Below are 26,503 nucleotides of genomic sequence, written 5' to 3' on the forward strand. Positions count from 1 at the left end.
CTTGGCGCACCCTGGGCGTCCATGGAGTCCTGTCCGAACGGCCGGTGGGTGGTCACTCCGTGTTCATCTCGCGGGGTAGGGGAGGTGGTTCCGGGACCGTCGCCCGCCCCTTCACGGATTTGCCGGCGAGTACGCGGGCGCGGACCAGCGCAGGGGGCTGGCGGCGGGGGTCTCGACGGCTTCGGCGAGGGTGAACCGGACGGTCCGTTCGCCGTCGGGGGCGAACTCCGTGCGGGCCGTGCCGGTCAGTTGGAGCACGGCTCCCGATGTCCAGTCCAGGAAGAGCAGACCGGCGCGCGGATCGCCCGCGAGGTTTCCGAGGGACAGAAACATCGAGTTTCCGGGGTAGTCGCGCCAGCTCAGTCCGCCGGGCGTATCGACGCGCACGAAGCCGGGGTTGCCGCCGCGATGGCTCGCGTCGGCGCCGTGCGCGTGGACCGTGGCGAGGAAGAAGGTGTCGGCGGCCTCGACGAACTCCCGCTGGGACGGCGTGAGTTCCTTGCCGTGCCGGGGAACTCCCGCCGTACGCTCGGCCACCGTCTCGTACGTGTCCCTCTTCTGGAGGTACTTGGGGCAGTTGGCGAAGACCTGGTCGGCCTCGACCGCGAAGCCGCGCGGGGTCGGCCGGACCCGGCCGTTGAGGCGCATACGGCGCCGGGTGCGCGGGTCGAGGGCGATGGTGCCGACGGACGTGCCCGCGGTGGCGAGCGCGGCCGTGAGCGGATCCCCGGCGGGGAGCCCGCCCGCGACCGAGACCTGGCGGGGCCCGGTGGCCCGCACGAAACCGGGGCTCCCGGTGAGCAGCGAGGCCCACACGTCACCGCCGCCCGGGACCGCCGCGCCGACCACCAGCATCGGCTGCTGTTCGAGGAAGGCCGCGGCCACCGGGCGGATGCCCTCGCCGACGGCCCGGCCCACGTGATCGGCGAGGTCGCGGACGCCGACTTGGTCCTGGACGGCCCGCGAGCCCGAGTGATACGTCATGACCGCTCCCAGTGCCGCAAGAAGAGTGCCGGTGGAGGACTGCTAGAAGAACCCGCAGGTCGGCGCGGACGCGTTCGGCGCCGGCGCTTCCTCGGCGCCGCTCGCCGCGAAGATCTCCAGACGGGTGCCGTCCGGGTCGTGGAAGAAGATCCCGCCCGAGGCCGCGCCCTCGCCGTGGGCGACCACGCCCTCGTAAGCGAACGTCACGCCGTAGGCGCGCAGGGCCGTCTCGTACTCCCTGACCCGCTCGACGGAGTCGGCTTCGAGGGCGAGGTGGTGCAGGCCCGCCAGACCGGTGTCGTACGGGCCCCGGGCCTGCTGCCAGAGCGTGAGCACCGGGCGGCCGTCCCCGGACAGGGAGCCGAGGAAGGCGTACCGCCGCTCCCCGTCGTCGCCCTCCTTGCCCTCGCCGAGCACCCCGAAGCCCAGGACGTCGCGGTAGAAGGCGAGCGAGCGGTCGAGGTCCGTGACGTTCAGGCCGATGTGGCCGGTGCGCAGCGTCATGACAGTCCCTTTCTGTCGTTGGCCGCCCCTCAGAGGGGCTAACCCTTGTAATCGACATTAAAGGTTAGAATCGAGAGCGTCAACCGGTGACCTACTCTTGAACGGTTAGCAGCGAAGGGAGAACCACCCATGTCCACGAGCCCCGACCCCCGCCCCCTCACGGGTGAGCCGGTCTCGCTCGACCTGCTCAACACGCGCTGGATCCACGAGGGCGTGACGCGGGACCTGCTGACCGGCACCGAGGGCCTCGCGGTGTGGCTGGCGGGCAACGGGCTCGACTTCCCGGCCGACGACACCGTCCTGCGGCACACGCTCGAAGCCCGCGAAGCCCTGCGCGCCGTGATCGACGCGCCCCACGGGCCGGAAGACGGACCGGGCGGCGGACAGGGCGGCGGACAGGGCGGCGGACAGGATGACGAGCGGGGCGACGGGCGAGGCGGAGCCGCGGGCGACGACCGGCCGGTGAGCGCCGGCCCCCGGCTCCCGGCGGAAGCCGCCGCCCGCGTCGACGCCGTCCTCGCGCACGGGCGCGTCCGGCTGACGCTGACCGCCCAAGGGCCGGGTGGTACACCCGAGTTCGACGATCCCTCCTGGGGGCCGGCCTGGCTCGCCGCGCGCGACTACCTGGAGTTGCTGGGCACCGCCCCGGACCGCATCCGCCGCTGCGCCCACGACGCGTGCGTCCTGCACTTCTTCGACACCTCACGGAACGGCACCCGCCGCTGGTGCTCGATGGCGGCCTGCGGTAACCGCGCGAAAGCGTCCCGCCACTACGCGCGCGCAAAAGAGAGCTGAATCGGCAAAGAGAGACATCCGAGCCGTCCGAGCTGTCCGGGATATCCATCGATAACACGCGATCACCGGCATGACGTATGGCGGAAGTACGCCATGGCTCTATCCCGCCTCGGTCAACTCTCCCCAAACAACTGCCCCTTGGGTAAAGCTGAGCGGCCATCCGGGTTCACATACCGGACTGACGCGACCGGTCCACCACGCCCGACGGAACCGGCCGTTCCACGCTCGTTCCTTTACCGACAAGGGATGCAGATGACCTCCGACCCTCAGCACGCCCCGATATCGGGCGCGAGACGCGTGGCCCGCCTGGCCGTGGCCGCGGGCCTGGTGGCCGCGCTCTCCGCGGCCGGGCCGATACCCATGGCCTTCTCCTCGGACACGGGCGCGCCCACGGCCGACCCGGGCACCAAGTCCGCCGCCGCCAAGCTCGGTTCGACCGACGCCGACCTCCTCGCCGAGGCCAAGGCCAACGGCGACAAGAACGTCACCATGATGATCGCGACGGCTCCCGGCCAGACCGAGCAGGTCGCCAAGGAGCTCGACGCGGTCAAGGGCGGCTCGGTGGGCCGCAGTTACGACAAGCTCGGCTACGTCCGGGCCACCGTCCCGACGAGCAGGGCGGACGCGGCCATCGCCGCCGCCGCGAAACTCCCCTCGGTGCACGGGATCGACCTGCGCCAGGAGATCGCGCTGGACGACCCGACGCCGAGCGCCGACACCGCCAAGAGGGGCAACAACGCCTCCACGGCCGCGACCTACCCGGGCCCCGGCAAGAACACCCCCGCCGAGAACCCGTACAACCCGTCCTTCGAGACGGGTGCCGTCGACTTCGTCAAGGATCACCCGAAGGCGGACGGCCGGGGTGTCACCATCGGCATCCTGGACTCCGGTGTCGACCTGGGCCACCCCGCGCTGCAGAAGACCACCACCGGCGAGCGCAAGATCGTCGACTGGGTCACCTCGACCGACCCGATCCTCGACAGCGACGCGACCTGGCGCCCGATGATCACCCCCGTGGCCGGGCCCGCCTTCACGTACAGCGGCAAGACGTGGACGGCGCCGGCGGGATCGTACGAGATCAGCACGTTCCGGGAGTCGGCGACGGCGGGCGGCGACGCCGCGGGCGACGCGAACCGCGACGGTGACACCACCGACGCGTGGGGCGTGCTCTACGACCCGACGGCCGGCACGGTCACCGTCGACCTGAACAACAACAACGACTTCACCGACGACACGCCGATGAAGCCGTACAAGGACGGCTTCCAGATCGGCTACTTCGGTACCGACAACCCGGCGACCGACGTCGTCGAGCGGCAGCCGTTCGTCGTCGAGATCCGCAAGGACGTTCCGATGGACCCGTACGGCGGGTCCTGGATCGGCAAGAAGGCCGACTTCGTCAACATCGGCGTCATCGAGGCCGAGCACGGCACCCACGTCGCCGGCATCACCGCCGCGAACGGCCTGTTCGGCGGCAAGATGAGCGGCGCGGCCCCCGGCGCGAAGATCGTCTCCTCGCGCGCCTGCACCTGGACCGGCGGCTGCACCAACGTCGCGCTCACCGAGGGCATGATCGACCTCGTCGCCAACCGCGGCGTCGACATCGTCAACATGTCCATCGGCGGTCTGCCCGCGCTCAACGACGGCAACAACGCGCGCTCCGAGCTCTACACGCGTCTCATCGACACCTACGGCGTCCAGTTGGTGATCTCGGCGGGCAACTCCGGCCCCGGCGCGAACACCATCGGCGACCCGGGCCTGGCCGACAAGGTCATCTCGGTCGGCGCGACCATCTCCAAGCAGACCTGGGCCTCCAACTACGGCTCGCAGGTGGAGAAGAAGTACCAGATGCTGCCCTTCTCCTCGCGCGGCCCGCGTGAGGACGGCGGCTTCACGCCGACACTGAGCGCGCCCGGCGCCTCCATCAACTCCACCCAGACCTGGATGCCGGGCTCCCCGGTCGCCGAGGCGGGCTACACCCTTCCGGCCGGCTACTCGATGCTCCAGGGCACCTCGATGGCGTCCCCGCAGGCCGCGGGCGCCTCGGCGCTGCTGCTGAGCGCGGCGAAGCAGAAGGGCATCACCCTCACCCCGGCCACCCTGCGCACCGCGCTGACGTCGACCGCCGACCACATCAAGGGCGTTCAGGCGTACGAGGAGGGCGCGGGCCTCATCAACATCGGTGACGCCTGGAAAGCCATCAAGGACGGCGCCACCGCCCACGACGCGGCGTCTTCCGACTACACCGTCAAGGCGCCGGTCGACACCGCGATCGACTACGCGCTGAAGACACCGGGCTTCGGCACCGGCCTGTACGACCGTGAGGGCGGCCTCAAGGCGGGCGAGCGCAAGACGTACGACATCACCATCACGCGTACGTCGGGCGAGGACCGGCCGATCCGGCACGAGCTGTACTTCGAGAACAACGCCTCCGACACCTTCCGGATCGTCGGCTCGGACGAGGTGAGGCTCCCGCTGAACCAGCCGGTCACCGTCAAGGTCCAGGCCGCGCCGAAGTCGGCCGGTCTCAAGAGCGCGATCCTCGAAGTGGACGACCCGCGGACCGAGGGCGTCGACAAGCAGATCCTGTCGACCGTCGTGGTCTCCACGCCCCTCAAGTACACCTACGCCGCGTCGAGTTCGGTGCAGCGCAACAGCACCGCGTCGTACTTCGTCACGGTCCCCGAGGGCGCCAAGTCCCTGGAGGTCGCGATCGGCGGGCTGAAGGACAAGAGCCAGACCCGGTTCATCGCGATCCACCCGTACGGCGTTCCGGTCGACAACACCAGCACCCCGTACTGCTACAACAACTACCTCGACGGCAACGGCTGCAAGCCCGACGTGCGTTCGTACGCGGACCCGCAGTCCGGCGTCTGGGAGATCGAGGTCGAGGCGCGCCGTACGTCGCCGCTGCTCGACAACCCGTACAAGCTCGATGTCGCCGTGCTCGGCGCGGCCTTCGACCCGGCCGTCGTGACCGTCCCCGAGGCCGAGGTCGGCACCCCGGCGACCGCCTCCTGGAAGGTGACGAACAACTTCGCCGCGCTGGACGGCAAGCTGAAGGGCGGCCCGCTCGGTTCCTCGAAGAACGCGCGGCCGACCATCACCGAGGGCGTGACGCAGACCACCACGGTCGACGTGCCCGCGGGCGCCGCGTCGCTCGACGTGGCCATCGGCAACGTCTCGGACACCGCCGCCGACCTCGACCTGACGGTGTACGACGCCGCCGGGACCGTCGTCGGACAGTCCGCGGACGGCGACTCGGAGGAGGCCGTCTCCATCGCCTCCCCCGCCGCCGGTACTTACACCATCGAGGTCGCGGGCTACTCGGTCCCGTCGGGCTCGACCGCGTACGACTACCGGGACGTGTTCTTCTCCAGCGCGCTCGGCACGGTCTCGGTCGACGGCTCCACCCCGGTGAAGCTCGCCACCGGCGCCTCGGCCACGGTGTCCGGCTCGGTCACCGCCGCGGCGGCGGCGCCCGAGGGACGCGAGTTCTTCGGTCAGGTCCAGCTGGTGAACGCGCGCGGCACGGTCGCGGGCCTCGGCAGCGTGAAGATCGAGAAGGTCACTCCGTAGCGGCGTGATACCCGGCCGCGCGAGCGGCCCGGGAGCACGGGGCGGGCGTCCGGAAACGGACGCCCGCCCTTTCGCGTGCCGCCGGGCCGTACCGCGCCTCGTCCCTCACGGCTCGTGGCGGACGTCACCGCTCGCACTTCGTGGCCTGGGACGCGGGCAGCGCCTTGACGATCCAGGACCGGTCGCGGGCGATGTTCTCCTCCCCCGTGGTCCAGATGTCGGGTGTCACGGCGTGCCGCTGGATCCCGACCAGTACCTCGTCGCCCCGGCGCGGCCGCGGGCGGACGTCCCTGTCCATCAGGAAGGTGACCTCCTTCTCTCCCGTGGCCGGCTTGTAGTAGTGGTAGACGTCGAGGGTTATCCGGTCCTGGGCGGTGCCGGGGACCTGGTCGACCTCCGTGACCGTGCCTTCCGCGAGGAGCCGGGAGCAGGCGATGTAGCGGGGGGCGCTGTGGGCGCCGGCGTCGGCGCCGGGGCTGCCCGCCTTGGCGTCGGAAGAGCTCCTGACGTCCGCTCCGCCCCCGCCGTGTGCGGCCAGCCAGCCCACCCCGACGACCAGCGTGGCCACCGCGGCCGCCGCCAGGGTGCCGACGGCGAGGGCGCCGGGATGCCAGGTGCGCTTCTTCGGGACGCCCCCCGGACGCCCGACCCCGGGCGCCCGCGCCCCGTGGGCCCGCTGGTCTCCCCCCGGTTTCCTGAACCTCCCGGGCTTCTCGGACGTGTTGGACGTCTTGGCCTTCCGGGACGCGCGGGCCGGCTCGGCGGCCGTCCCGGAACCCGCCAGCGCGTCGCCGATGACGACCAGCTGTTCCCGGAGCACGTCCACGTCCGCGGCGGCCGACCGGTACTCGGCCATGAACAAGGGGTCGTGGTGAGCGCCTTCGGGCAGCGCGTCGTCCGTGATCGCGGCCAACAGCGCGTCCACACCTTCGTATTCGGCCACGTCACACCACCTCGTCCTCGTGCAGGCGAGCGCGCAGCGCGCGGACCGCCGTGTGCAGCCTGCTCTTGACCGTGCCCTCGGGTATGCCTAGTTCGCCGGCGATGTCACGCACCGGCAGGTCGGCGTAGAACCGCAGGACGACGACCTGCCGCTGGGCGTCGGGCAGTTCGTCCAGTCCCTGGGCGACGGCCAGCGAGAGCACACTGGACTCCTCGTCGGAGGGCTGCTCCAACTGTCGCATCGAGGCCAGGCGTTCGCCCAGCCGCTCCTGGCGGCGCTTGGCCCGGTGCCAGTCCATCGCCAGGTTCGAGGCGACGACCGCCGCCCAGGCGGACACATCGCGCGGCGCCTCGTCCCCCTTGGCGGCGCGCTCCAGCAACCGCAGCCGGACCTGCTGTACCCCGTCCGGCAGGTCCGCCTGCGGTACACCGCCGAGCGCGAGCACCGCCCGCACCCGGCGTTCCTGCGTCGCGTCCAGGGGATCGTCCGCCCCCGGCGCCCGACGTGGTTTTCTGCGCAGCACAGCCGCCCCTCCCCTACCGCGTCTCCTCTACGACGCCGGTGCGGGCCGAAACGTTCGGCCCGGTGCGAGTCGTACGTCACACCGGGCCCCGGCCCATGACGGCGCCCACCGTACGGCTTGCGGTCCCCCTCCGTCACCAGGCGATTTCTTCGTACCCGGACGCCCGGCCGCCGCAGGATCGGGCTCCGCGGCGCGCGTCCCGGCGTCCCATGTTGTGGGCGGCTCGGCGAAAGGATTGGACACACGGACCCGGGTCAGACGCATGATGGAAGCGCTGGACCACGTAGAACGCACACCAAGGGAGTCGCCGTGAGGGTCGGAATCGTCGGAGCCACCGGTCAGGTCGGCACAGTCATGCGCAGGATCCTGGTCGAGCGGGCCTTCCCGGTCGAGGAGCTGCGCCTGTTCGCCTCGGCCCGCTCGGCCGGAACGGTGGTCGACGGTGTCACGGTGGAGGACGCTTCCACGGCGGACTACTCGGGCCTGGACATCGTGCTGTTCTCGGCGGGCGGCGCCACCTCCAAGGCGCTGGCCGAGAAGGTCGCCTCCCAGGGCGCGGTCGTGATCGACAACTCCTCCGCCTGGCGCAAGGACCCCGAGGTCCCCCTCGTCGTCTCCGAGGTGAACCCGCACGCGATCGCGGACCGCCCCAAGGGCATCATCGCCAACCCGAACTGCACGACGATGGCCGCGATGCCGGTCCTGAAGCCGCTGCACGAGGAGGCGGGCCTGGAGGCGCTGGTCGTCGCCACCTACCAGGCGGTGTCCGGCTCGGGCGTCGCCGGCGTGGCGGAGCTGCACGGCCAGGCCCTGAAGGTCGTCGGTGACGCCGACAAGCTGGCCCACGACGGCGAGGCGGTCGACTTCCCCGAGCCGCAGGTCTACAAGCGCCCCATCGCCTTCAACGTGCTCCCCCTCGCGGGTTCGATCGTCGACGACGGTCTGAACGAGACCGACGAGGAGCAGAAGCTCCGCAACGAGTCCCGCAAGATCCTGGAGATCCCCGCCCTCAAGGTCTCCGGCACCTGCGTCCGCGTCCCGGTCTTCTCCGGTCACTCCCTCCAGGTGAACGCCCGCTTCGCGCGCCCGCTCTCCGCCGAGCGCGCCACCGAGCTGCTCGCGGGCGCTCCGGGAGTCGCCCTCTCCGACATCCCGACCCCCCTTGAGGCCGCCGGCAAGGACGCCTCGTACGTCGGCCGCATCCGGGCGGACGAGACCGTCGAGCACGGCCTCGCGCTGTTCATCTCCAACGACAACCTCCGCAAGGGCGCCGCGCTGAACGCGGTCCAGATCGCGGAGCTGGTGGCGGCCGAGCTGAAGGGCTGACACCCGTATCCACCGCGCGTCCGAGGGGGCGGGGCACCGGCCGGTGCCCCGCCCCCTCGGGATTTCCACGGGTGCGGCGCTTCGGCGGCGCCCCGGGGGACGCGGCGGATATCGCGGCGGCGGGCGGGCACTCCGATACGGCGGTGCTCGACGCCCTGGACGAGACGGCGGCCGACGCGCACATCGGCTCCCTGGACGCCGTCGACATCTCCTTCAACCTCGTCACGCGCGGCGATGTGCAGGGCGTTCCCCTGGTCGACCTGCCGGTCGAGGACTTCGTACGGCCCGTCGAGAACGGCCTCCGCGGCACGTTCGTCACCGCCCGCGCCGCCGCCCGGCGCATGGCCGAGGCGGGCTCGGGCGTGGTGCTCACGCTCAACAGCGGCTCCGCGCACGGCAGTCCGATGATGGGCGGCCCCGGACCCGCGGACGCGGCGATCGACACGCTGGTGCGGAACCTGGCGTCGGAGCTGGGGCCGCGCGGACCGCGGGTCGTTGGTCTGTGGGCGGCCGGGGTGCCCGAGACCCTGACCCGGGAGAAGCTTCTCGCGGTCGACGGCGCCATGGACCTCGACGAAGCGGCCCTTCAGGGGCTGCTCGCGCATCTCGCCGGGATGCGTATGACCCGCCGCAACCCGACCCTGGCCGAGATCGCCGCGACCGCCGCCTTCCTCGCCTCCGACCTGGCGGGCGGCATCACCGGCACGTTCGTCAACGTCACGGGCGGGATGGTCCCGCACTGAGCGGGGGAGGGACCACGGCCTACGACGGTGGGCGGGACACCTGATCGGTGTCCCGCCCACCGTTCTGGGCGCCGACACGAATGCCGGCACCCGGATGCCCGGGTGAGGGGACTAGGCGGTGGCCGCCTGCGCGTCCGCCGCCTGGGCCTTCAGGGCGCGCTCGACGCCCGAGCGGGACTCCGAGACGAGTCGGCGCAGGGCGGCGTTGGGCTCGGCCGAGAGCAGCCACGCGTCCGTCTTGGCGAGGGTCTCCTCGGCGACCTGGATGCCCGGGTAGAGACCGGTCGCGATCTGCTGCGCGATCTCGTGCGAGCGGGCGTCCCAGATCTCCTTGACCACGGTGAAGAACTTGTCCGTGTACGGGGCGAGCAGCTCACGCTGGTCGGTCTGGACGAAGCCCGCGATGACGGCTTCCTGCACGGCGTTCGGGAGCTTGTCGGACTCGACGACCGAGGCCCACGCCTCCGCCTTCGCCTCCTCGGTGGGACGGGCCGCCCGGGCGGTGGCCGCGTGCCGCTCACCGGCGGCCGTCTTGTCGCGCTCGTACTCGGCGGCGATCTCCGCGTCGTCGAAGCGTCCGACGGTCGCGAGCCGCTGCACGAACGCCCAGCGCAGCTCGGTGTCGACGGCGAGGCCCTCGATGGTCTCGCGGCCTTCGAGCAGGGCGTCCAGGAGGTCCAGCTGCTCCGGCGTGCGCGCGGTCGCCGCGAAGGCGCGCGCCCAGGCCAGCTGGTGGTCGCCGCCTGCCTCGGCCGCGTGCAGGTGGGCGAGCGTCGCGTCCGTCCAGCGGGTCAGCAGCGCCTCGCGGGCGGTCGGGTCGGCGTACAGCTCGATCGCGAGCTTCACCTGCCGTTGCAGCGACTGCACGACACCGATGTCGGACTCCTTGCCGATGCCGGACAGCACCAGCGCCAGGTAGTCGCGGGTGGCGAGTTCGGCGTCACGGGTCATGTCCCAGGCCGAGGCCCAGCACAGGGCGCGCGGGAGGGAGGACTCGAAGTCGCCGAGGTGCTCGGTGACGAACGCCAGCGAGTCCTCGTCGAGGCGGACCTTGGCGTACGACAGGTCGTCGTCGTTGAGCAGGATCACGTCGGGGCGGCGCCTGCCGACGAGCTCCGGAACGGCGGTCAGCTCGCCGTCCACGTCCAGTTCGAGGCGCTCGTCACGCACCAGCTTGCCGCTGCCGCCCTCGGCGCCGTCGAAGTCGTACAGGCCGACCGCGATGCGGTGCGGGCGCAGGGTCCCACGCGGCGGAGCCGCATCATCGGATGCAGCGCCCTGGGCGCCCGTGGGCAGGGCCGGGGCCTCCTGGCGGATGGCGAACGAGGTGATGACACCGTCGGCGTCGGTCTCGATCTCCGGGCGCAGGATGTTGATCCCGGCGGTCTGGAGCCACTTCTGCGACCAGGTCCCGAGGTCGCGTCCGGAGGTCTCCTCCAGGGCGCCGAGCAGGTCGGACAGCTGGGTGTTCCCGAACGCGTGGGCCTTGAAGTAGGCCTGGACGCCGCTGAAGAACTCGTCCATGCCGACGTAGGCGACGAGTTGCTTGAGGACGGAGGCGCCCTTGGCGTACGTGATGCCGTCGAAGTTGACGAGCACGTCGTCGAGGTCGCGGATCTCGGCCATGATCGGGTGGGTGGAGGGCAGCTGGTCCTGCCGGTACGCCCACGTCTTCATGGAGTTGGCGAAGGTCGTCCAGGAGTGCGGCCACCGGCTGTCGGGGTGGTAGGCCTGGCAGGCGATGGAGGTGTAGGTGGCGAACGACTCGTTCAGCCAGAGGTCGTTCCACCACTCCATCGTCACGAGGTCGCCGAACCACATGTGGGCCAGCTCGTGCAGGATCGTCTCGGCGCGCAGCTCGTAGGCGGCGTCGGTGACCTTGGAGCGGAAGACGTACTGGTCGCGGATGGTGACCGCGCCCGCGTTCTCCATCGCGCCCGCGTTGAACTCGGGCACGAAGAGCTGGTCGTACTTCTCGAACGGGTACGCGTAGTCGAACTTCTCCTGGAACCACTCGAAGCCCTGCCGGGTGACCTCGAAGATCGCGTCCGAGTCGAGGAACTCGGCGAGTGAGGGGCGACAGTAGATGCCGAGCGGCACGGTCTGTCCGTCCTTCTCGTACACGCTGTGCACCGAGTGGTACGGGCCGACGATCAGCGCGGTGATGTACGTGGAGATCCGCGGGGTCGGCTCGAAGACCCAGACGTCGTCCTTGGGCTCCGGGGTCGGCGAGTTGGAGACGACCGTCCAGCCGGAGGGCGCCTTCACGGTGAACTGGAAGGTGGCCTTCAGGTCGGGCTGCTCGAAGGACGCGAAGACACGGCGTGCGTCCGGTACCTCGAACTGGGTGTACAGGTACGCCTGCTGGTCGACGGGGTCGACGAACCGGTGCAGGCCCTCACCGGTGTTGGTGTAGGCGCAGTCGGCCACGACGCGGACGACGTTGCGCCCCTGAAGGAGGCCGGGGAGCGCGATCCGCGAGTCCTTGAAGACCTCGGCCGCGTCGAGCGGGTCGCCGTTGAGGGTGACCTCGTGGACGGTCGGTGCCACCAGGTCGATGAACGACTCGGCACCGGTCTCGGCGGAGTCGAAGCGCACCGTGGTCACGGACCGGTAGGTGCCGCCCTCCTGCGCGCCGGAGAGGTCGAGATCGACCTCGTACGAGTCAACGGTGAGCAGCTTCGCGCGCTGCTGCGCCTCTTCGCGGGTCAGGTTTGTGCCAGGCACGCGGTCATCTCCTCGTTATGTGTGGGTTGCGCCATCCTTCCACGGGACCCGTACACAGCGCGATGACCGTTTCCCGCCGGTGCCGGGCGGGCGCGGGCGCGAGTCTGGACGTATGACGACGTACACCGCACACCCCATCGCCCCGGCCGTCCTGAAGGAGCTCCGCGACACCGACGACGCGGGCCGCCGGCTCGCCCCGCTCACCGACGAGGAGGGCGGCGCCCCGCTGCGCTGCTGTCTGCGCCGCGGCGAGCCCGGCGAGCGCGTCGCCCTGGTCTCCTACGCCCCGTTGCGCCGCTGGGCCGCGGAGACCGGCGCCGAGCCGGGCGCGTACGACGAACAGGGTCCGGTCTTCATCCACGCGGACGAATGCGCGGGCCCGGCCACGGACGCCCTCCCGTTCACGAACGCCCACCGCACGCTCCGCCGCTACTCGGCCGAGGGCCACATCCTGGGCGGCCAACTGGTCGAACCACCTGCCCCGTTCACCGAGGCCTTCACAACGGCGTTCAGCGACCCGGAAGTGGCACTGGTCCACGTACGGGCGGTGGAGTACGGCTGCTTCCTGTACGAGGTGCGGCGGGGCTAGTTCTCGTACGAGCCCGGGCGCGGCGGGGCCAGTTCCCGCGCGAGGTGCGCCCGGGCCGACCTGCCGCGCCGCTCTCCGGTCGCGCCGCCTCCTGGCTGGAGCCCTACCGCGCGCCCACGGCGGCGGCGAGGGCCGCCTCGACCGCGGCCGGGTCCGGGGACTCGGCGGCCCAGGCCACATATCCGTCGGGCCGCACCAGTACCGTCGTACGCCGCCGGCCCGCCCATCGCTCCACGGCGAGCCGGCCCGCGCGCTCCCCGGTCCGCCCGTTCCCTCCGGCCTCGTACGGCTCCGGGGTGACCAGGACGAACCTCCCGCCCCGCAGGGCCTCGTAGAGCCTGCCGCTCCTCAGGGCGGTGTCCGGGGCACGGGTGCCGACCGAGGGGTGCGCGCCGCGCGGCGCCCCGTACGCGTACCCGATGCCCGTGATGCGGCCGGCCGCCCGGCGGCGTGCGGGGCCGACACGGCCGAGCACCGCGGTGATTCCCGCGCGCAGCGCCCGGGTCCAGGGCCGCTTGGCCATCGCGAGCCGTACGATGCCGCCGCTGCTGCGCAGCACGGACGAGCCGACCGGGTGGCGTTCGGTCTGGTAGGTGTCCAACAGGGCCGCCTGCGCCCACCCGTTGAACACGGCCGCCAGCTTCCAGCCGAGGTTCGCCGCGTCCTGGAGCCCGGTGTTCATGCCCTGGCCGCCGGCCGGGGTGTGTACATGCGCGGCGTCGCCCGCGAGGAAGACGCGACCCACCCGATAGGCGGGCGCCTGGCGCTCGTCGCTGTGGAACCGGGACATCCAGCGGGCGTCGCGCATGCCGTAGTCGTGTCCGAGGGCGAGCCTGGCGATCTCCTTGACCTCGTCGAGTCCGACCGGCTCGCTGTCCGGGATGTCGCGGCCACGATGCCAGCCGATCACCCTGTAGTAGCCGTCGCCGAAGGGTGCGATGAAGGCGAAGGCGTCACCGACGGCGTTGGCGGTCAGCACCGACTCCGGCTCCTCGTCCAGCCGGACGTCCGCGAGCACGACGGACCGGATGACCGACCTGCCGGGGAACGGCAGCCCGATCGCCGCCCGCACCGCGCTGCGCATCCCGTCCGTCCCGACGACGTAGTCGGCCGCCAGCTCGCCCGACACGCCGCCCGGCCCGCGGACTTCGAGCGTCACCCCGTTCACGTCCTGCCGCAGTCCGGTCACCTCGGTCTCGTGCAGGAACCGCACCCCGGCGTCCTCCGCCCGGCGCTCCAACGCCTCCTCCACCTCGTACTGCGGAATCACCAGCAGGTGGTTGAAACGGGAGGGGAGCGTGTCCAGCGCGAGCGTGAGCCCGCCGAAGAGCCGGATGCGGTCGAGGGCCTGCCCCTTGCCCTCCAGACCGTCGGCGAGCCCGCGGGCGTCGAGCTGCTCCAGCGTGCGGGCGTGCAGGACGAAGGCACGGGAGAGATTACTGATCCCGCGGGGGCGCTTCTCGACAAGGGTGACCGGGACACCGGCGGCGGCGAGGTCGCCGGCCAGCAGCAGACCTGTCGGACCCGAGCCGACGACGACCACCTGCCGGGGGGTGATGGGGGGCGTGTGCGCGTGCGTGTTGCCGGTCATGACGGCCTCCTCATGATGCCAACGCTTGTTGGCAAACGCTTGTTGGCAAACATAGGAGGACGCGACTGGACTGTCAACACCTGTTGGCCTACGGTCGTTGGCATGCCAGTCAAGGAACAGCACGAATCCGGCTCCGGCTCCGGCGCGAGGTCTGAGTCCGGCGTGGCAGCCCGCCCGGGAGCCGGCACCGCACCCGAGGTGGCGCCCCGCCGCTCCGACGCCACCCGCGGCGCGATCCTCACCGCCGCCCGCGAGCGCTTCGCGGCGGACGGCTACGAGCGTGCCACGATCCGGGCCATCGCCAAGGACGCGCGCATCGACCCGTCGATGGTCATGCGTTACTACGGCTCGAAGGAGGGGCTGTTCGCGGCCGTGCTCGACGTCGATCTGCGGCTGCCCGATCCGGCGGCTCTCGACCCGGCCGACGTGGGACACGTTCTGGTGGGCCACTTCCTCGACCTGTGGGAGGAGAACGAGGTCCTCACCGCGATGCTCCGGGTCGGCGTGACCAACCAGGCCGGCGCCGAACGGATGCAGAGCATCTTCAGGGACCAGCTCGCGCCGGTGGCCCGGCGCGCCTGCCCGGACCCCGAACAGGCTCCGGCCCGCGCCGCGCTCTGCGCCTCACAGCTGCTCGGACTCGCGCTCGCCCGCTACATCCTGCGGCTGGCCCCGGCCGTCGCACTGCACCGCGAGGAGATCGTGGCGTGGCTGGGCCCGACGGTGCAGCGGTATCTGACGGCGCCGCACCCCTAGAACTTGTCGGGCCCGGGGCCAGGACAGCGGGCTCGGGACGACAGCGGAAACGCGGCGAGGGAGTCCGCGCACCGGTGGGTGCGGGGACTCCCTCGACGGAGAGTTGGCGCGACGGGCCGGGCTCAGCCCTGCTTCGGCTGCTTGTGGGACTTGTCCAGGACCATCACGAGGCCGGCGATGCCCAGGAACAGTGCGATCGGCAGCACGACGTAGAGGCCGAGCGTCTCGATCACGCTCAGGCCGGAGCCGGGGTCGTCACCGTCGTCGCGGGTCAGCGCGAGCGCGGGGGACGACATGAGCAGCATCATCAGCGTCGTACCGGCGGCCAGGGCACCGGCGCGCAGAGCGTTCTTCTTGTCCACGGTGCAAACGTAGCGAACACCCGACGGGGCCGCGCGCCCGGGGGTGCCGTACGGAGGTTCCGGGGGTGCCGTACGGGTTCACGGGGCTCGGCGCGGGGGGCTCGGGGGTGCGCCCGCGTGGCCGTTCTCCGACCGCACCACGTCGATCAGGGCGTGCAGCCGGGGTGAGGCGGCCAGTTCCTCCAGGGTCACCGGGCGGCCCTCGGCGTCGGCGACGGGCAGGCGCCAGTTGGGGTACTGGTCCCAGGTGCCGGGGAGGTTCTGCGGGCGGCGGTCGCCGACGGTGTCCGGGAGCCAGACGCCGATCAGATGGGCCGGGGTGCGCAGCAGGAAGCGGTGCACGGCCTGGATCTCGGCCTCCTCGGCCGAAGCGGGTCCCCCGCCGTTCGCGCCGCGCAGCAGCCCGAGCCGGGAGAGCAGGGCCAGCCATTCCCGGGTGTCCGCGGCGGCTGCCGCCCGTTCCTCGTCGAGGGAGCCGGTCAACAGGCCGAGCCGGTCGCGGAGTTCGACGTGTTCGCCGGTGAGCCGGGCCGCGGTGGGCGGCAGGTCGTGGGTGGTGGCGGTGGCCAGGCAGTCGGCACGCCAGGCCTCGGGCGGCAGGGGCATGCCGTCGCCGTCCCAGTCGCGTTCGAACCACATCACCGAGGTGCCCAGCACTCCGCGTTCCTGGAGCGTCTCGCGCACCCCGGGTTCGACGGTGCCGAGGTCCTCGCCGATCACGAGCGCCCCGGCCCGCGAGGCCTCCAGTACGAGGATCGCGAGCATCGCCTCGGCGTCGTAGCGGACGTACGAACCCTCGGTGGGCGGCTGTCCCTGGGGGATCCACCAGAGCCGGAACAGGCCCATGACGTGGTCGACGCGCAGGGCGCCCGCATGGCGCAGGAGTGCGCGCAGCAGGCGCCGGTAGGGGGCGTATCCGGAGGCGGCGAGCCGGTCGGGCCGCCAGGGCGGCAGGCCCCAGTCCTGGCCGCGCGCGTTGAAGGCGTCGGGGGGCGCGCCGACGGACATGCCGGCCGCGAAGTACTCCTGCTGGGCCCAGGCGTCGGCCCCGTCGGGGTGGACGCCGACGGCGAGGTCGTGCACGAGCCCGACCGGCATGCCCGCGTCGCGCGCGGAGCGCTGGGCACGGGCGAGCTGGGCGTCGGTGAGCCAGGCGAGCCGGCTGTGGAAGTCGACGCGGTCCATCAGTTCGCCGCGCGCGCGGGCGGTTCCGGACGAGCGGGGGTCGCGCAGGGCTTCGGGCCAGTTCCGCCAGTCGGAGCCGTGCGCCTCGGCGAGCGCGCACCAGGTGGCGTGGTCCTCCAGGGCCTGGCCCTCCTCGGCGAGGAAGTCGGCGTACGCGGCCTGCCGGCCCGGCCCGAGGGGCACCGCGCGGACCACTGCGAGCGCCTCGCGCTTGAGGTCCCACACGGCGTCGCGGTCGATCAGCGCGCCCTTGCGCAGAACGGACTCGCGCAGCCGTTCGGCACTCTCCAGCACCGTACGCAGCCGGTCGCTGTCCTCGGCGTACGGGTACTCGGGGATGTCCTCGACGCGCAGGTGCACCGGGTCCGGGAAGCGGCGGGAGGACGGCCGGTACGGGGAGGGGTCGGTGGGGTCGCCGGGCACGGCCGCGTGCAAGGGGTTGACCTGGACGAATCCGGCGCCCAGCGCCCGCCCGGCCCAGGCGGTCAGTTCGGCGAGGTCGCCGAGGTCGCCCATGCCCCAGGAGCGGCGGGAGAGCAGGGAGTAGAGCTGGACGAGCAGGCCGTACGTGCGTCCGGGCGGCGCGGGCAGCCGGGTGGGGGCGACGACGAGGTGGGCGTCGGCGGTGCGGCCGTCAGGGGCGGTGGCGCGCAGCGTGTGGACGCCGGGCGGGAGGTGGTCCGCGGAGCTTCGGGTCTCGCCCTGTTCGGTGGTGATACGGAGCCGGGTGGCGTCCGGCAGTCCGGCGAGCTCGGCGGGGGCGAGGCCGCCCCAGCACACCAAGGTCGGCGGCAGCAGCCGGTCGGCCGTCTCGGCCTCGTGGAGCGCGAGGGCCGCGCGGACGGCGTCCGGGGTGCTCGCGTCGACGCCGAGCGCCGCCAGGATCGCGACGAGCGCGGCGTCCGAGGCCGCGACCGTGCGGTCCGGCGAGGGGTTGTAGGCGGGGGCGACACCGTGCAGTTCGGCGAGCCGGGACAGGGGTGTCCGCGGCGCCGGCTCCGATGCCGTCCGCGGCGGGTCGGCGGGCCCACTGGGTGCCATCAGACCCCCGACGCGGCGCCGGTCGAGGTGGGCTCGCTCGTCAGATGCGCGACGTCCGCGAGCGGCGGCTCACTGGTCAGCGGTTCGGCGTCGGGCAGCGGGGGCTCGCTGGTCAGCGGCACCTCGGTGCGGGCGCCTTCCGTGCCGAGCGGACACGGATGGGCGCGCTCGGGCTCGACGGACGCCCGGCCGGCGCGGGGGCCGGGGACGGACGGCTCCGCTCCGCGTTCGGACAGGGCCGAGAGGAGAAGGTGTGCCGATGCGGCCACGGGGGCCTCCTTGTCGAGGTCGGGTACGGCGGCCGAGGGCATTCCGGCGGATCCTGCCGGAAACGGATGCCCTGGCGGTCACCGCAGCCCTACCCAGTGGGCGCGACGACAGACGCACACGGACGGACAACGTGCTCCTGGTCACATTCCGTCGCCGTCCCGCATGTCCGGGCCGCCCCTCCAGGCTGGGGTAATCCCGGCACTTCGGCCACTCTCGTTGACACCTTCACCGCCCGGATGGTGGGCTCGACGCCACACCGACGCCGCAGCCGGGGTGGCGCTCTACGAGGGGGAACCGTGCGACTCGGGCGTGGAAAGGGAGTGACCGCACTGGCGTTCGTCGTGGTCGCGAGCACGTTCGGAACGGCCCCCGTGGCTCTCGCGGCGACGCACGGTCCGGCGGCCTCGGCGGACGACCGGGAGTCCGTCGGGAGCGGTGTGCCCGCCGTCTGGCCCCGCCCGCAGTCCCTGCGCGCGAGCGGCACTCCGGTCACGGTCACGGACGAGGTGGTCCTGGTCACCGGCCCGACGGATCCGGCGGCATCCGGCTCGCCCGGCACGTTCGGCGGCGCGCGCTCCGACTCTCCGGCCGGCTCGTACTCCCCCGGCGCACCCATCATCCCGTACGCCCCCGGCGTGAGCATCGACGCGAACACCTCGGACAGCGCGCTCGACCCGTACGCCCTCGAAGCGTTGCGCACCCTGCTGCGGCAGGCCGGCGCCCGAACGATCACGACGGCGCGCGACGGTGACGCGCTCCCGGCGCACGCTCTGGTGGTGCGGGTGGGCACGGACCCGGCGAACACCGTTCGGCAGGGCGCGAGTTCCTTCATCGACGCGCGCGCCGCTTCGGGCTCCCTGGAGCGGGCGCTCACGGCGCTCGGCGCCGCGCCCCGCGCCGATCTCCCCTCCGGCGGCTACCGGCTGGCCGTCGGCCGCGCCGACGGCCGCGACACCGTCGCCCTCGCGGGAGTCGGCGAGGACGGCCTGTACCACGCGGTGCAGACGCTGCGTCAGCTCATCGCCGCCGACGGCCGGATCGCCGGCGCGGTCGTCCGGGACTGGCCCGGCACCGCCGTGCGCGGCATCACCGAGGGGTTCTACGGCAGCCCCTGGACCCCCGAAGAGCGCCTCGCGCAGCTCGACTTCATGGGCCGGACCAAGCAGAACCGCTATGTCTACGCGCCCGGCGACGACCTCTTCCGGCAGGCGCGCTGGCGTGAGCCGTACCCGGCCGGGGAGCGCGCCCAGTTCCGTGACCTGGCGGACCGGGCGCGCCGCAATCACGTCACGCCGACCTGGGCGGTGTCCCCCGGGCAGGCGATGTGCTTCTCCTCGGACGCCGACGTGTTGGCGCTGACACGCAAGCTCGACGCCATGTGGGCGCTCGGCTTCCGCGCCTTCCAGCTCCAGTTCCAGGACGTCAGCTACACCGAGTGGCACTGCGGGGCGGACGCGGACGCGTTCGGCTCCGGCTCCGAGGCGGCGGCGAAGGCGCAGGCGCGGGTGGCGAACGCCGTGGCCCGGCATCTCGCCGCCCGCCACCCGGACGTGGCCGCGTTGTCCCTGATGCCGACGGAGTACTACGAGGACGGTTCGACCGACTACCGGCGGCAGCTGGCGAGTGCCCTGGACGAGGGCGTCGAGGTCGCGTGGACGGGCGTCGGCGTCGTGCCGAGGACCATCACGGGCGGCGAACTGGCCCGCACCCGCGAGGTGTTCGGCAGCCACCCGCTCGTCACCATGGACAACTACCCCGTCAACGACTACGCGCAGGACCGGGTGTTCCTCGGTCCCTACCAGGGGCGCGAGCCGGCGGTGGCCACGGGCTCGGCGGCTCTGCTGGCGAACGCGATGCCCCAGGCCGAGGCCTCCCGCATCCCGCTGTTCACCACGGCCGACTACGCGTGGAACCCGCGGGACTACCGGCCCCAGGAGTCCTGGGGGGCCGCGATCGAGGACCTCGCGGGCGGCGACGCCCGGAGCGCGGACGCGCTGCGCGCGCTGGCCGGGAACGACGCGTCCTCCGTCCTCGGCGGCGAGGAGTCGGCGTATCTGCGCCCGCTCATGGAGGCGTTCTGGCAGGCGCGGACGACCACGGACCGGGCCGCGACCGAGAGCGCGGCCGAGCGGCTGCGCGCGGCCTTCACGGTGATGCGCGAGACGCCGAAGCGGCTGGCGGGGCACCCGATCGCCACCGAAGTGGAGCCCTGGACCGAGCAGTTGGCGCGCTACGGCGAGGCCGGCGAGACGGCCGTGGCGCTGCTGAGCTCCCAGTCGAACGGTGACGCGACGGCGGCGTGGACGGCGTACCGCACCCTGAACCGGCTGCGCGCCGAGCTCGCGGCGAGCGGGGTGGCGGTCGGCAAGGGCGTCCTCGACCCGTTCCTGACGCGGGCCCGCACGGCGTACGAGAAGTGGGCCGGGCTCGACAACGAACCCTCGACGGGCCACGACGCCCCGAAGGGCCCCGGAGCGACGGGGGACGGCGGCGCGAGCACCGGCGACGGCACGACACCGGGCGACGCCCCGGGCGCGGACGGCGGCAGCCCCGCGGACAACGGCGGGACCGCGCAGGGCGACCCGCCGCGGGACGACGGCACGCCGGGAGAGGGCACCGAGCGGGACGGCCGCGTCGTCCTCCTCCCGCGCCCCCGCACCCTCACCGAGGTGAGCGTGCTCACCGACCCCGGCACGACGGGTTTCGTCGAGGCGCACGTCCCGGGCGAGGGCTGGCGGTATCTCGGCGCGCTCGACGCCGGGGGCGCGACCGAGATCGGCGCGGCGGACGTCGGCGCGGCGGGCCTGCGCACGGACGCGCTCCGGGTCACAGGTCCGGAGCGCTCCCAAGTACGCCATCTCGTACCGTGGTTCGCCGACTCCCCCGCCGCGGCACTGGAGTTGGCCCGCTCCACGACGGACGTGGAGATCGGCGGCACGCAGCGGATCACGGCCCGGCTGACGTCACTGCGCCCCACCGACGTCAGCGGTGAACTGACCGCGCGGGCCCCGAAGGACATCCAGGTCAAGGTCTCGCGGCCTTCGCCGACGCTCCCACGCGGCGCCGTCGTCGACAGCCTCGTCGAGGTCACGGTCCCGCCGGGGACGCCGTCGGGCACGTACGACGTCACGGTCGCCTTCGGCTCACAGACCCGCACCCTGACCGTCCGCGCCTTCCCGCGCACGGCGGGCCCCGACCTGGCCCGCACGGGGACGGCCTCCTCGTCCGGCGACGAGACCTCCGACTTCCCGGCTTCGGCGGCCAACGACGGTGATCCGACGACCCGTTGGTCCTCCCCCGTCGACAACGGCGCCTGGTGGCAGGTGCGGTTCGCCGAGCCGGTGCGCCTCGGCCGGCTCGTACTGAGCTGGCAGGACGCGTACCCGTCCGCGTACCGGGTCCAGGTCTCCGCCGACGGACGCGTGTGGCGCACCGCGACGACCGTGAACGACGGCCGCGGCGGCCACGAGTCGCTGCGCTTCGACGAACGGGACGTGCGCTACGTGCGCGTCCAGGGAATCCGGCGGGCGACGCCGTACGGGTACTCGCTGTGGTCGGCGGAGGCGTACGCGGTCGCCGACTGACGGCCGGTGGAGGACTGATGGTCCGGATAATCCTCCGCCAGCTATTCACTCAGTACATATCTTGAGTGCATACTGATCTCCATGAGCACCCGTCACATCCTGTTGGGGCTGCTCGCCGGAGGTCCCAGCCACGGGTACGACCTCAAGCGACGGCACGACGAACGCTTCCCGCAGGCCCGCCCACTGGCCTACGGGCAGGTCTACACCACCTTGCAGCGGCTGGTCCGCGACGGTCTCGCCGCGATCGACGGCACCGACTCGGACGGCGGTCCCGAGCGGACCCTGTACCGCTCGACCGACGACGGATCGCGTGAACTGACCCAGTGGGCGGGCGCGATCGCACCGCCCGCGCCCTTCGTGACGAACGAGATCTTCGCCAAGGTCGTCGTCTCGATCCTCGCCTCGGCGGACGCGGCCGGCTATCTGCTGGCGCAGCGCGCCGCGCACATGGCGCGGATGCGCGAGCTCACGGCGCTGAAGACGGCGCCCGGCGCCGATCTCGCGACCGTCCTCTCGGCCGACTACGCCCTCAGCCACCTCGACGCCGACCTCCGCTGGATGACCACCACGGCGGACCGGCTCACCACCCTGACCGCGGAGGTCGACACAGCATGAGCAACCCCCTCCTGACCGCCCGCGACCTGGTCAAAGCGCACGGTCCCACCCGGGCACTGCGCGGCGCCTCGCTGGAGCTGGCCGCGGGCGAGGTGCTGGCCGTCACCGGGGCCAGCGGCAGCGGAAAGTCCACGCTCCTCCACTGTCTGGCGGGCATCGTCAAGCCCGACAGCGGCACGGTGGAGTACGCGGGCGAGCGTCTCGACCTGCTTTCCGAGAAGCGGCTCAGCGAGCTGCGCCGCACGGACTTCGGGGTGGTGTTCCAGTTCGGCCAGCTGATCCCGGAGCTGACCGCCGCCGACAACGTGGCGCTGCCCCTGCTGCTCGCGGGCACCTCCCGGGCGGCGGCGCGGGAGCGGGCGGGCGAGTGGCTGGAGCGGTTCGGCGTACGGGGGCAGGAGGCGCTGCGCCCCGGCGAGCTGAGCGGAGGTCAGGCCCAGCGGGTGGCGCTGGCGCGGGCCCTGGTGACGGCTCCGAAGGCCGTCTTCGCGGACGAGCCGACCGGCGCGCTCGACTCCCTCGCCGGGGAACAGGTCATGACCGCCCTGATCCACACGGCCAGGGAGGCCGGCACGGCGGTCCTGCTGATCACCCACGACGCCCAGGTGGCGGCGTACGCGGACCGGGAGGTGTCACTGCGGGACGGCACCGTGACCGGCACCGGCACCCTGCCGACGGCCTCGGCCGCCTCCACGTCCTCGGCCGCGACGGAGGTGTCCCGATGAGGACCGACCTTCGGCTCGCGCTGCTCCTGACCAGCGGTTCCGACCGGCGGGAGTGGTGGCGGGTCGCGCTCACGGCCGTGGGCGCGGCTCTCGCCACCGTGCTCTGCCTGGCCGCCGTCGCCGTCGCCTCGCTCCAGGGGCGGTACTCCATGACGCTCGCCCACGGCCTGCTCGGCCGGCCGGGCCAGCGGGCGGGCGTGGTCCTCACCCTGCTGCTCCTGCTGGTGCCGGTGCTCGGCTTCCTCGGGCAGTGCGCCCGTGTCGGCGCCGTGCACCGCGACCGGCGGCTGGCCGGGCTGCGCCTCGCGGGCGCCTCACCGGTGCAGGTACGGCGGATCGCCGCGCTGGAGGCGGGCCTCGCGTGCCTCCTCGGCTCGGCCGTCGCCACCGCCGTCTCGACACCGGTCCTGCTGCGCGAGTGGCAGAACCCGCCGGCCGCCGTCTGGGCCGGCTGCGCGGGGGTCGCGCTCGCCGTGCCCGTGGTGGGCGTGCTGGTGAGCACGCTCGCCCTGCGCCGGGTGGTGGCCTCGCCGCTGGGCTGGGTGCGCCGGGTGCGCCCGACCGGCGGGCGGGGTCCGGGCCTCGGCGCCCTCACGACGGCGCTCGTGATGCTTCTCACCGGGCTCACCATCGCCCCGCGCGGCTTCGGCGGGTTCGAGAGCAACCCGCCGCTTGTCTTCGGCGTGGTGATTCTCACCGGCCTCGGAGCCGTCTGGGCGGTGGGCGCGAGCGCCCGGCTGACCGGCCGGCTGCTCGCCGGGCGGACCGGGAACCCGGCGACCCTGATCGCGGCCGAGCGGCTGCGGGACGATCCGTGGGCGGGCGCCCGCACGCACGCGGCGGTACTCCTGGTGACCGTCGTGGGGACGGGCTTCGTCGGCGTACGGCAGGTGCTGCTGGACGACCTCACCGGACGCGACGGCTCCGCGAACCTGTCGCTCTACACCACCGGTATCGACCTCACGGGTGCCGCGCTCCTGCTCGCCCTCGCGATCACGCTCTCCGGGCTGGCCGTGGGGACCGCCGAATCGCTGGCCACCCGCCGCCGCGGCCTCGCCGCGCAGGCCGCCGCCGGGGTGCCGCGGGCCGTGCTCGGCCGGACCCTGCTCCTGGAGACGGCCCTGCCGCTCGCCCCGGCGGTCGCGCTGGCCGGTGCGGGAGGCCTCGGGATCGGTGTCTGGTGCGGGCGGCTCGCGGGCGACGGCATGGTGCCGGTGCTGCCGGTGGTCGTCCCCGTGGCGGTCTACGTGGCCTGCCTCCTCGCCGCGGCCACCTCGCTGCCCCTGCTGCGCCGCTCGGTGCGCCCGGCGGAGCTGCGCCACCTCTGACCGCGCCCGGTCCCGCTCATGGGCGGGACCGGCTCCCCGGGAGGCACGGGGGTCCTCCCGGAGAGCCGGGACAGGCGGCGGCCAAGGGCGTCGCCGCCAACACAAAAGCCCGGATCGTCAGGCTGAAATGCCGTCGATCCGGGCCATGGCGTCATCCGCGCCGTACGGTTGCAGGTAGGGCATCCAGCGTGGGTCCCTGTGCCCTGTTCCGATGATGCGCCATGCGAGCCCCGTCGGCGGGGCGGGTTTGTGGCGCAGGCGCCAGCCGATCTCGACCAGGTGGCGGTCGGCCTTGGTGTGGTTGCAGCGGCGGCAGGACGCCACCACATTGTCCCAGGCGTGCTGACCTCCGCGTGAGCGCGGGATGACGTGGTCGACGCTGGTTGCGACGCCACCGCAGTACATGCACCGGCCGCCGTCCCGGGCGAACAGAGCTCGCCTGGTCAGCGGGACGGGCCCTCGGTAGGGAACCCGTACGAACCTCTTCAGCCGGACCACGCTGGGTGCGGGGACAGTAACGGTCGCGCTGTGCATGAAGGCGCCGGATTCCTCTAGAGAAACGGCTTTGTTCTCAAGGACGAGGACGAGCGCGCGGCGGAGCGGTACGACGCCGAGCGGCTCGTACGACGCGTTGAGGACCAGGACGTGCGGCACGGATGCCTCCTTGTACGCCGGCGGCGCGTGGCTCGCGCCGGGACGATCTGCAGCCAGTCTCCCCTCATGCCTGGTGGAAGCGCCACCATGTCCCGGTAACGGGCTGGGAGTGTTTTCGACCACACCCCCTTCATCCCCACGTGAGCACGGTCTCTCCCCTGAACATGGCAACGAGCCTCGCGCGTTGCCCCGTTAGGGTTGTAGTTCTGCCCGGACGGCACCCCTCTTGTGTCCCCGGCCGCGGGCAGACCGCTACGCCTGGAGGTACCTGCTGTGTCCCTGCCCGTCCTATTGGCCCTGGCCGCCGGTTCGACCCCGTCGCCGTCTCCCTCGACGTCGACCGATCCGGTGACCCCCACGCTTCAGGACGCCCAGGAAAGCGCGACCCACGCGGCGAGCTGGGTCGAGCAGAACTGGTCGACCTGGCTGGCCATAGGTCTGCGTGTCCTGCTGATCCTGGTGGTCGCCGCCGTACTGAGAGTGTTCGTGCGGCGGGCGATCACCAAGCTCATCGATCGCATGACCCGCACCGTCCAGGCCGTCGACGGCACGGCGCTCGGCGGTCTGCTGGTCAACGTGGAGCGCCGCCGGCAGCGCTCCCAGGCCATAGGGTCGGTGCTGCGCTCGGTCGCGTCCTTCCTGATCATGGGTACGGCCGCGCTGATGATCCTCGGCACGTTCGAGATCAATCTGGCCCCGCTGCTCGCCTCGGCGGGTGTGGCCGGTGTCGCGATCGGTTTCGGCGCCCGCAACCTGGTCACCGACTTCCTCTCCGGCGTCTTCATGATCCTTGAGGACCAGTACGGCGTCGGCGACGTGATCGACGCGGGCGTGGCCTCGGGCGAGGTCATAGAGGTGGGCCTGCGCGTGACCAAGCTGCGCGGCGACAACGGCGAGATCTGGTACGTCCGCAACGGCGAGGTCAAGCGCATCGGCAACCTCTCCCAGGGCTGGGCAACGGCCGGTGTGGACGTCACGGTCCGCGCCTCGGAGGACCTGGACCGCGTCCGGTCCGTCATCGACGAGGTCGCCGAGACCATCAGCAAGGAAGAGCCCTGGAACGAGCGTCTGTGGGGCCCGGTCGAGATCCTGGGCCTGGACAGCGTCCTGCTCGACTCCATGGTGGTCCGTGTCTCGGCCAAGACCATGCCCGGCAAGGCCAGCTCCGTGGAGCGCGAACTGCGCTGGCGCATCAAGCGCGCCTTCGACGCGGCCGACATCCGCATCGTGGGCGGCCCCACCTCGCCCCCGGAGGAGGAGCCCGTCGACCCGACGTCCACGGTGGCGGCCCCGTCGGCCCTGGGGAACCCGGCTTCCCCCCAGTCGGAGGCGACCGCCCCGATCCCGGTCCCGGCGCCGTCGGGCGCGCCGAAGTAGGGCGACCGCGGGCAAGAGGCCGGGACAGCTCCGGCTGTACGTGAGAGGGGGCGGCGCCCGGGTGTTCGGGGCGCCGCCCCCTCGTCCGTGCGAGCGGGCCCGCAACCGCCGGAGGGCGGCACCGGCGGTGACGTAGGGGAGACACAGGCCCGAGGAACGGTTTCAGCACTCTCGTTCGAGTGAACGGTCGGGGCACCCGACGCCGCGGGGGCGGGGGGGGGGGGGGGGGGGGGGGGGGGGGGGGGGGGGGGGGGGGGGGGGGGGGGGGGGGGGGGGGGGGGGGGGGGGGGGGGGGGGGGGGGGGG

21 protein-coding genes are annotated in these 26,503 nt (G+C 72.8%); 11 read left to right on the forward strand and 10 right to left on the reverse strand.

Annotated elements, in window-relative coordinates:
* Positions 1 to 111: 111 nt before the first annotated feature.
* Positions 112 to 984, reverse strand: a complete 873-nt coding sequence (locus ACZ6KY_RS30835) for a pyridoxamine 5'-phosphate oxidase family protein (RefSeq protein WP_469313543.1) — start codon at positions 982 to 984, stop codon at positions 112 to 114.
* A gap of 42 nt (positions 985 to 1,026) precedes the next feature.
* The gene (locus ACZ6KY_RS30840) at positions 1,027 to 1,488 is read right to left on the reverse strand and encodes a VOC family protein (protein WP_469313544.1); all 462 of its coding nucleotides are present in this window, start codon (positions 1,486 to 1,488) and stop codon (positions 1,027 to 1,029) included.
* 129 nt (positions 1,489 to 1,617) lie between these two features.
* Between ACZ6KY_RS30840 and ACZ6KY_RS30845 the strand changes: the two genes are divergently transcribed.
* Positions 1,618 to 2,283 carry a CGNR zinc finger domain-containing protein gene (locus tag ACZ6KY_RS30845; protein WP_469313545.1) on the forward strand — a complete coding sequence of 222 codons (666 nt, stop codon included), beginning with the start codon at positions 1,618 to 1,620 and terminating at the stop codon, positions 2,281 to 2,283.
* A 252-nt stretch (positions 2,284 to 2,535) separates the two neighbouring features.
* Positions 2,536 to 5,859, forward strand: a complete 3,324-nt coding sequence (locus tag ACZ6KY_RS30850; protein ID WP_469313546.1) for a S8 family serine peptidase — start codon at positions 2,536 to 2,538, stop codon at positions 5,857 to 5,859.
* Positions 5,860 to 5,983: 124 nt separating this feature from the next.
* Here the strand turns inward: ACZ6KY_RS30850 and ACZ6KY_RS30855 are convergent, their stop codons facing one another.
* Together ACZ6KY_RS30855 and ACZ6KY_RS30860 are read right to left on the reverse strand one after the other, a co-directional pair.
* On the reverse strand, positions 5,984 to 6,802 hold the full coding sequence (locus ACZ6KY_RS30855) for a hypothetical protein (protein WP_469313547.1): 819 nt from the start codon (positions 6,800 to 6,802) through the stop codon (positions 5,984 to 5,986).
* Position 6,803: 1 nt separating this feature from the next.
* Positions 6,804 to 7,325 (reverse strand): RNA polymerase sigma factor, encoded by a 522-nt coding sequence (locus ACZ6KY_RS30860; protein ID WP_469313548.1) that lies wholly within the window; start codon positions 7,323 to 7,325, stop codon positions 6,804 to 6,806.
* Between the two features lie 309 nt (positions 7,326 to 7,634).
* Between ACZ6KY_RS30860 and ACZ6KY_RS30865 the strand changes: the two genes are divergently transcribed.
* Entirely contained in the window at positions 7,635 to 8,651 is a 1,017-nt protein-coding gene (locus ACZ6KY_RS30865; protein ID WP_469313549.1) for an aspartate-semialdehyde dehydrogenase, read from the forward strand.
* Positions 8,652 to 8,722: 71 nt separating this feature from the next.
* A complete protein-coding gene (locus ACZ6KY_RS30870; protein ID WP_469313550.1) occupies positions 8,723 to 9,394 on the forward strand; it encodes an SDR family oxidoreductase in 672 nt (223 codons plus the stop codon).
* Between the two features lie 111 nt (positions 9,395 to 9,505).
* Here the strand turns inward: ACZ6KY_RS30870 and pepN are convergent, their stop codons facing one another.
* Positions 9,506 to 12,121: an aminopeptidase N gene (pepN, locus tag ACZ6KY_RS30875; RefSeq protein WP_469313551.1), complete on the reverse strand. Its 2,616-nt coding sequence runs from the start codon at positions 12,119 to 12,121 to the stop codon at positions 9,506 to 9,508.
* 112 nt (positions 12,122 to 12,233) lie between these two features.
* On the opposite strand from pepN, the gene ACZ6KY_RS30880 reads away from it, so the two are divergent.
* Positions 12,234 to 12,710 carry a DUF1203 domain-containing protein gene (locus ACZ6KY_RS30880; RefSeq protein WP_469313552.1) on the forward strand — a complete coding sequence of 159 codons (477 nt, stop codon included), beginning with the start codon at positions 12,234 to 12,236 and terminating at the stop codon, positions 12,708 to 12,710.
* Positions 12,711 to 12,813: 103 nt separating this feature from the next.
* Here the strand turns inward: ACZ6KY_RS30880 and ACZ6KY_RS30885 are convergent, their stop codons facing one another.
* Complete coding sequence (locus ACZ6KY_RS30885; RefSeq protein ID WP_469313553.1) at positions 12,814 to 14,301, reverse strand: FAD-dependent monooxygenase; 1,488 nt, start codon at positions 14,299 to 14,301, stop codon at positions 12,814 to 12,816.
* 102 nt (positions 14,302 to 14,403) lie between these two features.
* Here ACZ6KY_RS30885 and ACZ6KY_RS30890 point away from each other — a divergent pair, with 102 nt between their 5' ends.
* The gene (locus tag ACZ6KY_RS30890) at positions 14,404 to 15,057 is read left to right on the forward strand and encodes a TetR/AcrR family transcriptional regulator (protein WP_469313554.1); all 654 of its coding nucleotides are present in this window, start codon (positions 14,404 to 14,406) and stop codon (positions 15,055 to 15,057) included.
* A gap of 122 nt (positions 15,058 to 15,179) precedes the next feature.
* Here ACZ6KY_RS30890 and ACZ6KY_RS30895 read toward each other — a convergent pair whose 3' ends face one another.
* The 3 genes from ACZ6KY_RS30895 to ACZ6KY_RS30905 form a co-directional block, all read right to left on the reverse strand.
* Positions 15,180 to 15,419 (reverse strand): hypothetical protein, encoded by a 240-nt coding sequence (locus tag ACZ6KY_RS30895; RefSeq protein ID WP_355855854.1) that lies wholly within the window; start codon positions 15,417 to 15,419, stop codon positions 15,180 to 15,182.
* Positions 15,420 to 15,497: 78 nt separating this feature from the next.
* Positions 15,498 to 17,645, reverse strand: coding sequence for a 4-alpha-glucanotransferase (gene malQ, locus ACZ6KY_RS30900; RefSeq protein WP_469313555.1), 2,148 nt, complete (start codon positions 17,643 to 17,645; stop codon positions 15,498 to 15,500).
* Positions 17,645 to 17,914 (reverse strand): hypothetical protein, encoded by a 270-nt coding sequence (locus ACZ6KY_RS30905; RefSeq protein WP_469313556.1) that lies wholly within the window; start codon positions 17,912 to 17,914, stop codon positions 17,645 to 17,647. Before ACZ6KY_RS30905 ends, malQ begins: the two co-directional genes overlap by 1 nt.
* Before the next feature lie 237 nt (positions 17,915 to 18,151).
* On the opposite strand from ACZ6KY_RS30905, the gene ACZ6KY_RS30910 reads away from it, so the two are divergent.
* From ACZ6KY_RS30910 to ACZ6KY_RS30925, 4 genes are all read left to right on the forward strand, one after another.
* On the forward strand, positions 18,152 to 21,499 hold the full coding sequence (locus tag ACZ6KY_RS30910) for a beta-N-acetylglucosaminidase domain-containing protein (protein ID WP_469313557.1): 3,348 nt from the start codon (positions 18,152 to 18,154) through the stop codon (positions 21,497 to 21,499).
* Positions 21,500 to 21,580: 81 nt separating this feature from the next.
* Entirely contained in the window at positions 21,581 to 22,114 is a 534-nt protein-coding gene (locus ACZ6KY_RS30915; protein WP_469313558.1) for a PadR family transcriptional regulator, read from the forward strand.
* Complete coding sequence (locus ACZ6KY_RS30920) at positions 22,111 to 22,839, forward strand: ABC transporter ATP-binding protein (protein ID WP_469313559.1); 729 nt, start codon at positions 22,111 to 22,113, stop codon at positions 22,837 to 22,839. Before ACZ6KY_RS30915 ends, ACZ6KY_RS30920 begins: the two co-directional genes overlap by 4 nt.
* Positions 22,836 to 24,167 carry an FtsX-like permease family protein gene (locus ACZ6KY_RS30925; RefSeq protein WP_469313560.1) on the forward strand — a complete coding sequence of 444 codons (1,332 nt, stop codon included), beginning with the start codon at positions 22,836 to 22,838 and terminating at the stop codon, positions 24,165 to 24,167. The genes ACZ6KY_RS30920 and ACZ6KY_RS30925 overlap by 4 nt, the downstream gene beginning before the upstream one ends.
* Before the next feature lie 117 nt (positions 24,168 to 24,284).
* Here ACZ6KY_RS30925 and ACZ6KY_RS30930 read toward each other — a convergent pair whose 3' ends face one another.
* The gene (locus tag ACZ6KY_RS30930; protein WP_261709044.1) at positions 24,285 to 24,821 is read right to left on the reverse strand and encodes an HNH endonuclease; all 537 of its coding nucleotides are present in this window, start codon (positions 24,819 to 24,821) and stop codon (positions 24,285 to 24,287) included.
* A gap of 273 nt (positions 24,822 to 25,094) precedes the next feature.
* Here ACZ6KY_RS30930 and ACZ6KY_RS30935 point away from each other — a divergent pair, with 273 nt between their 5' ends.
* Entirely contained in the window at positions 25,095 to 26,198 is a 1,104-nt protein-coding gene (locus ACZ6KY_RS30935; RefSeq protein WP_469313561.1) for a mechanosensitive ion channel family protein, read from the forward strand.
* Positions 26,199 to 26,503 lie beyond the last annotated feature (305 nt).

The organism is Streptomyces sp. NPDC042002 (assembly GCF_055588305.1).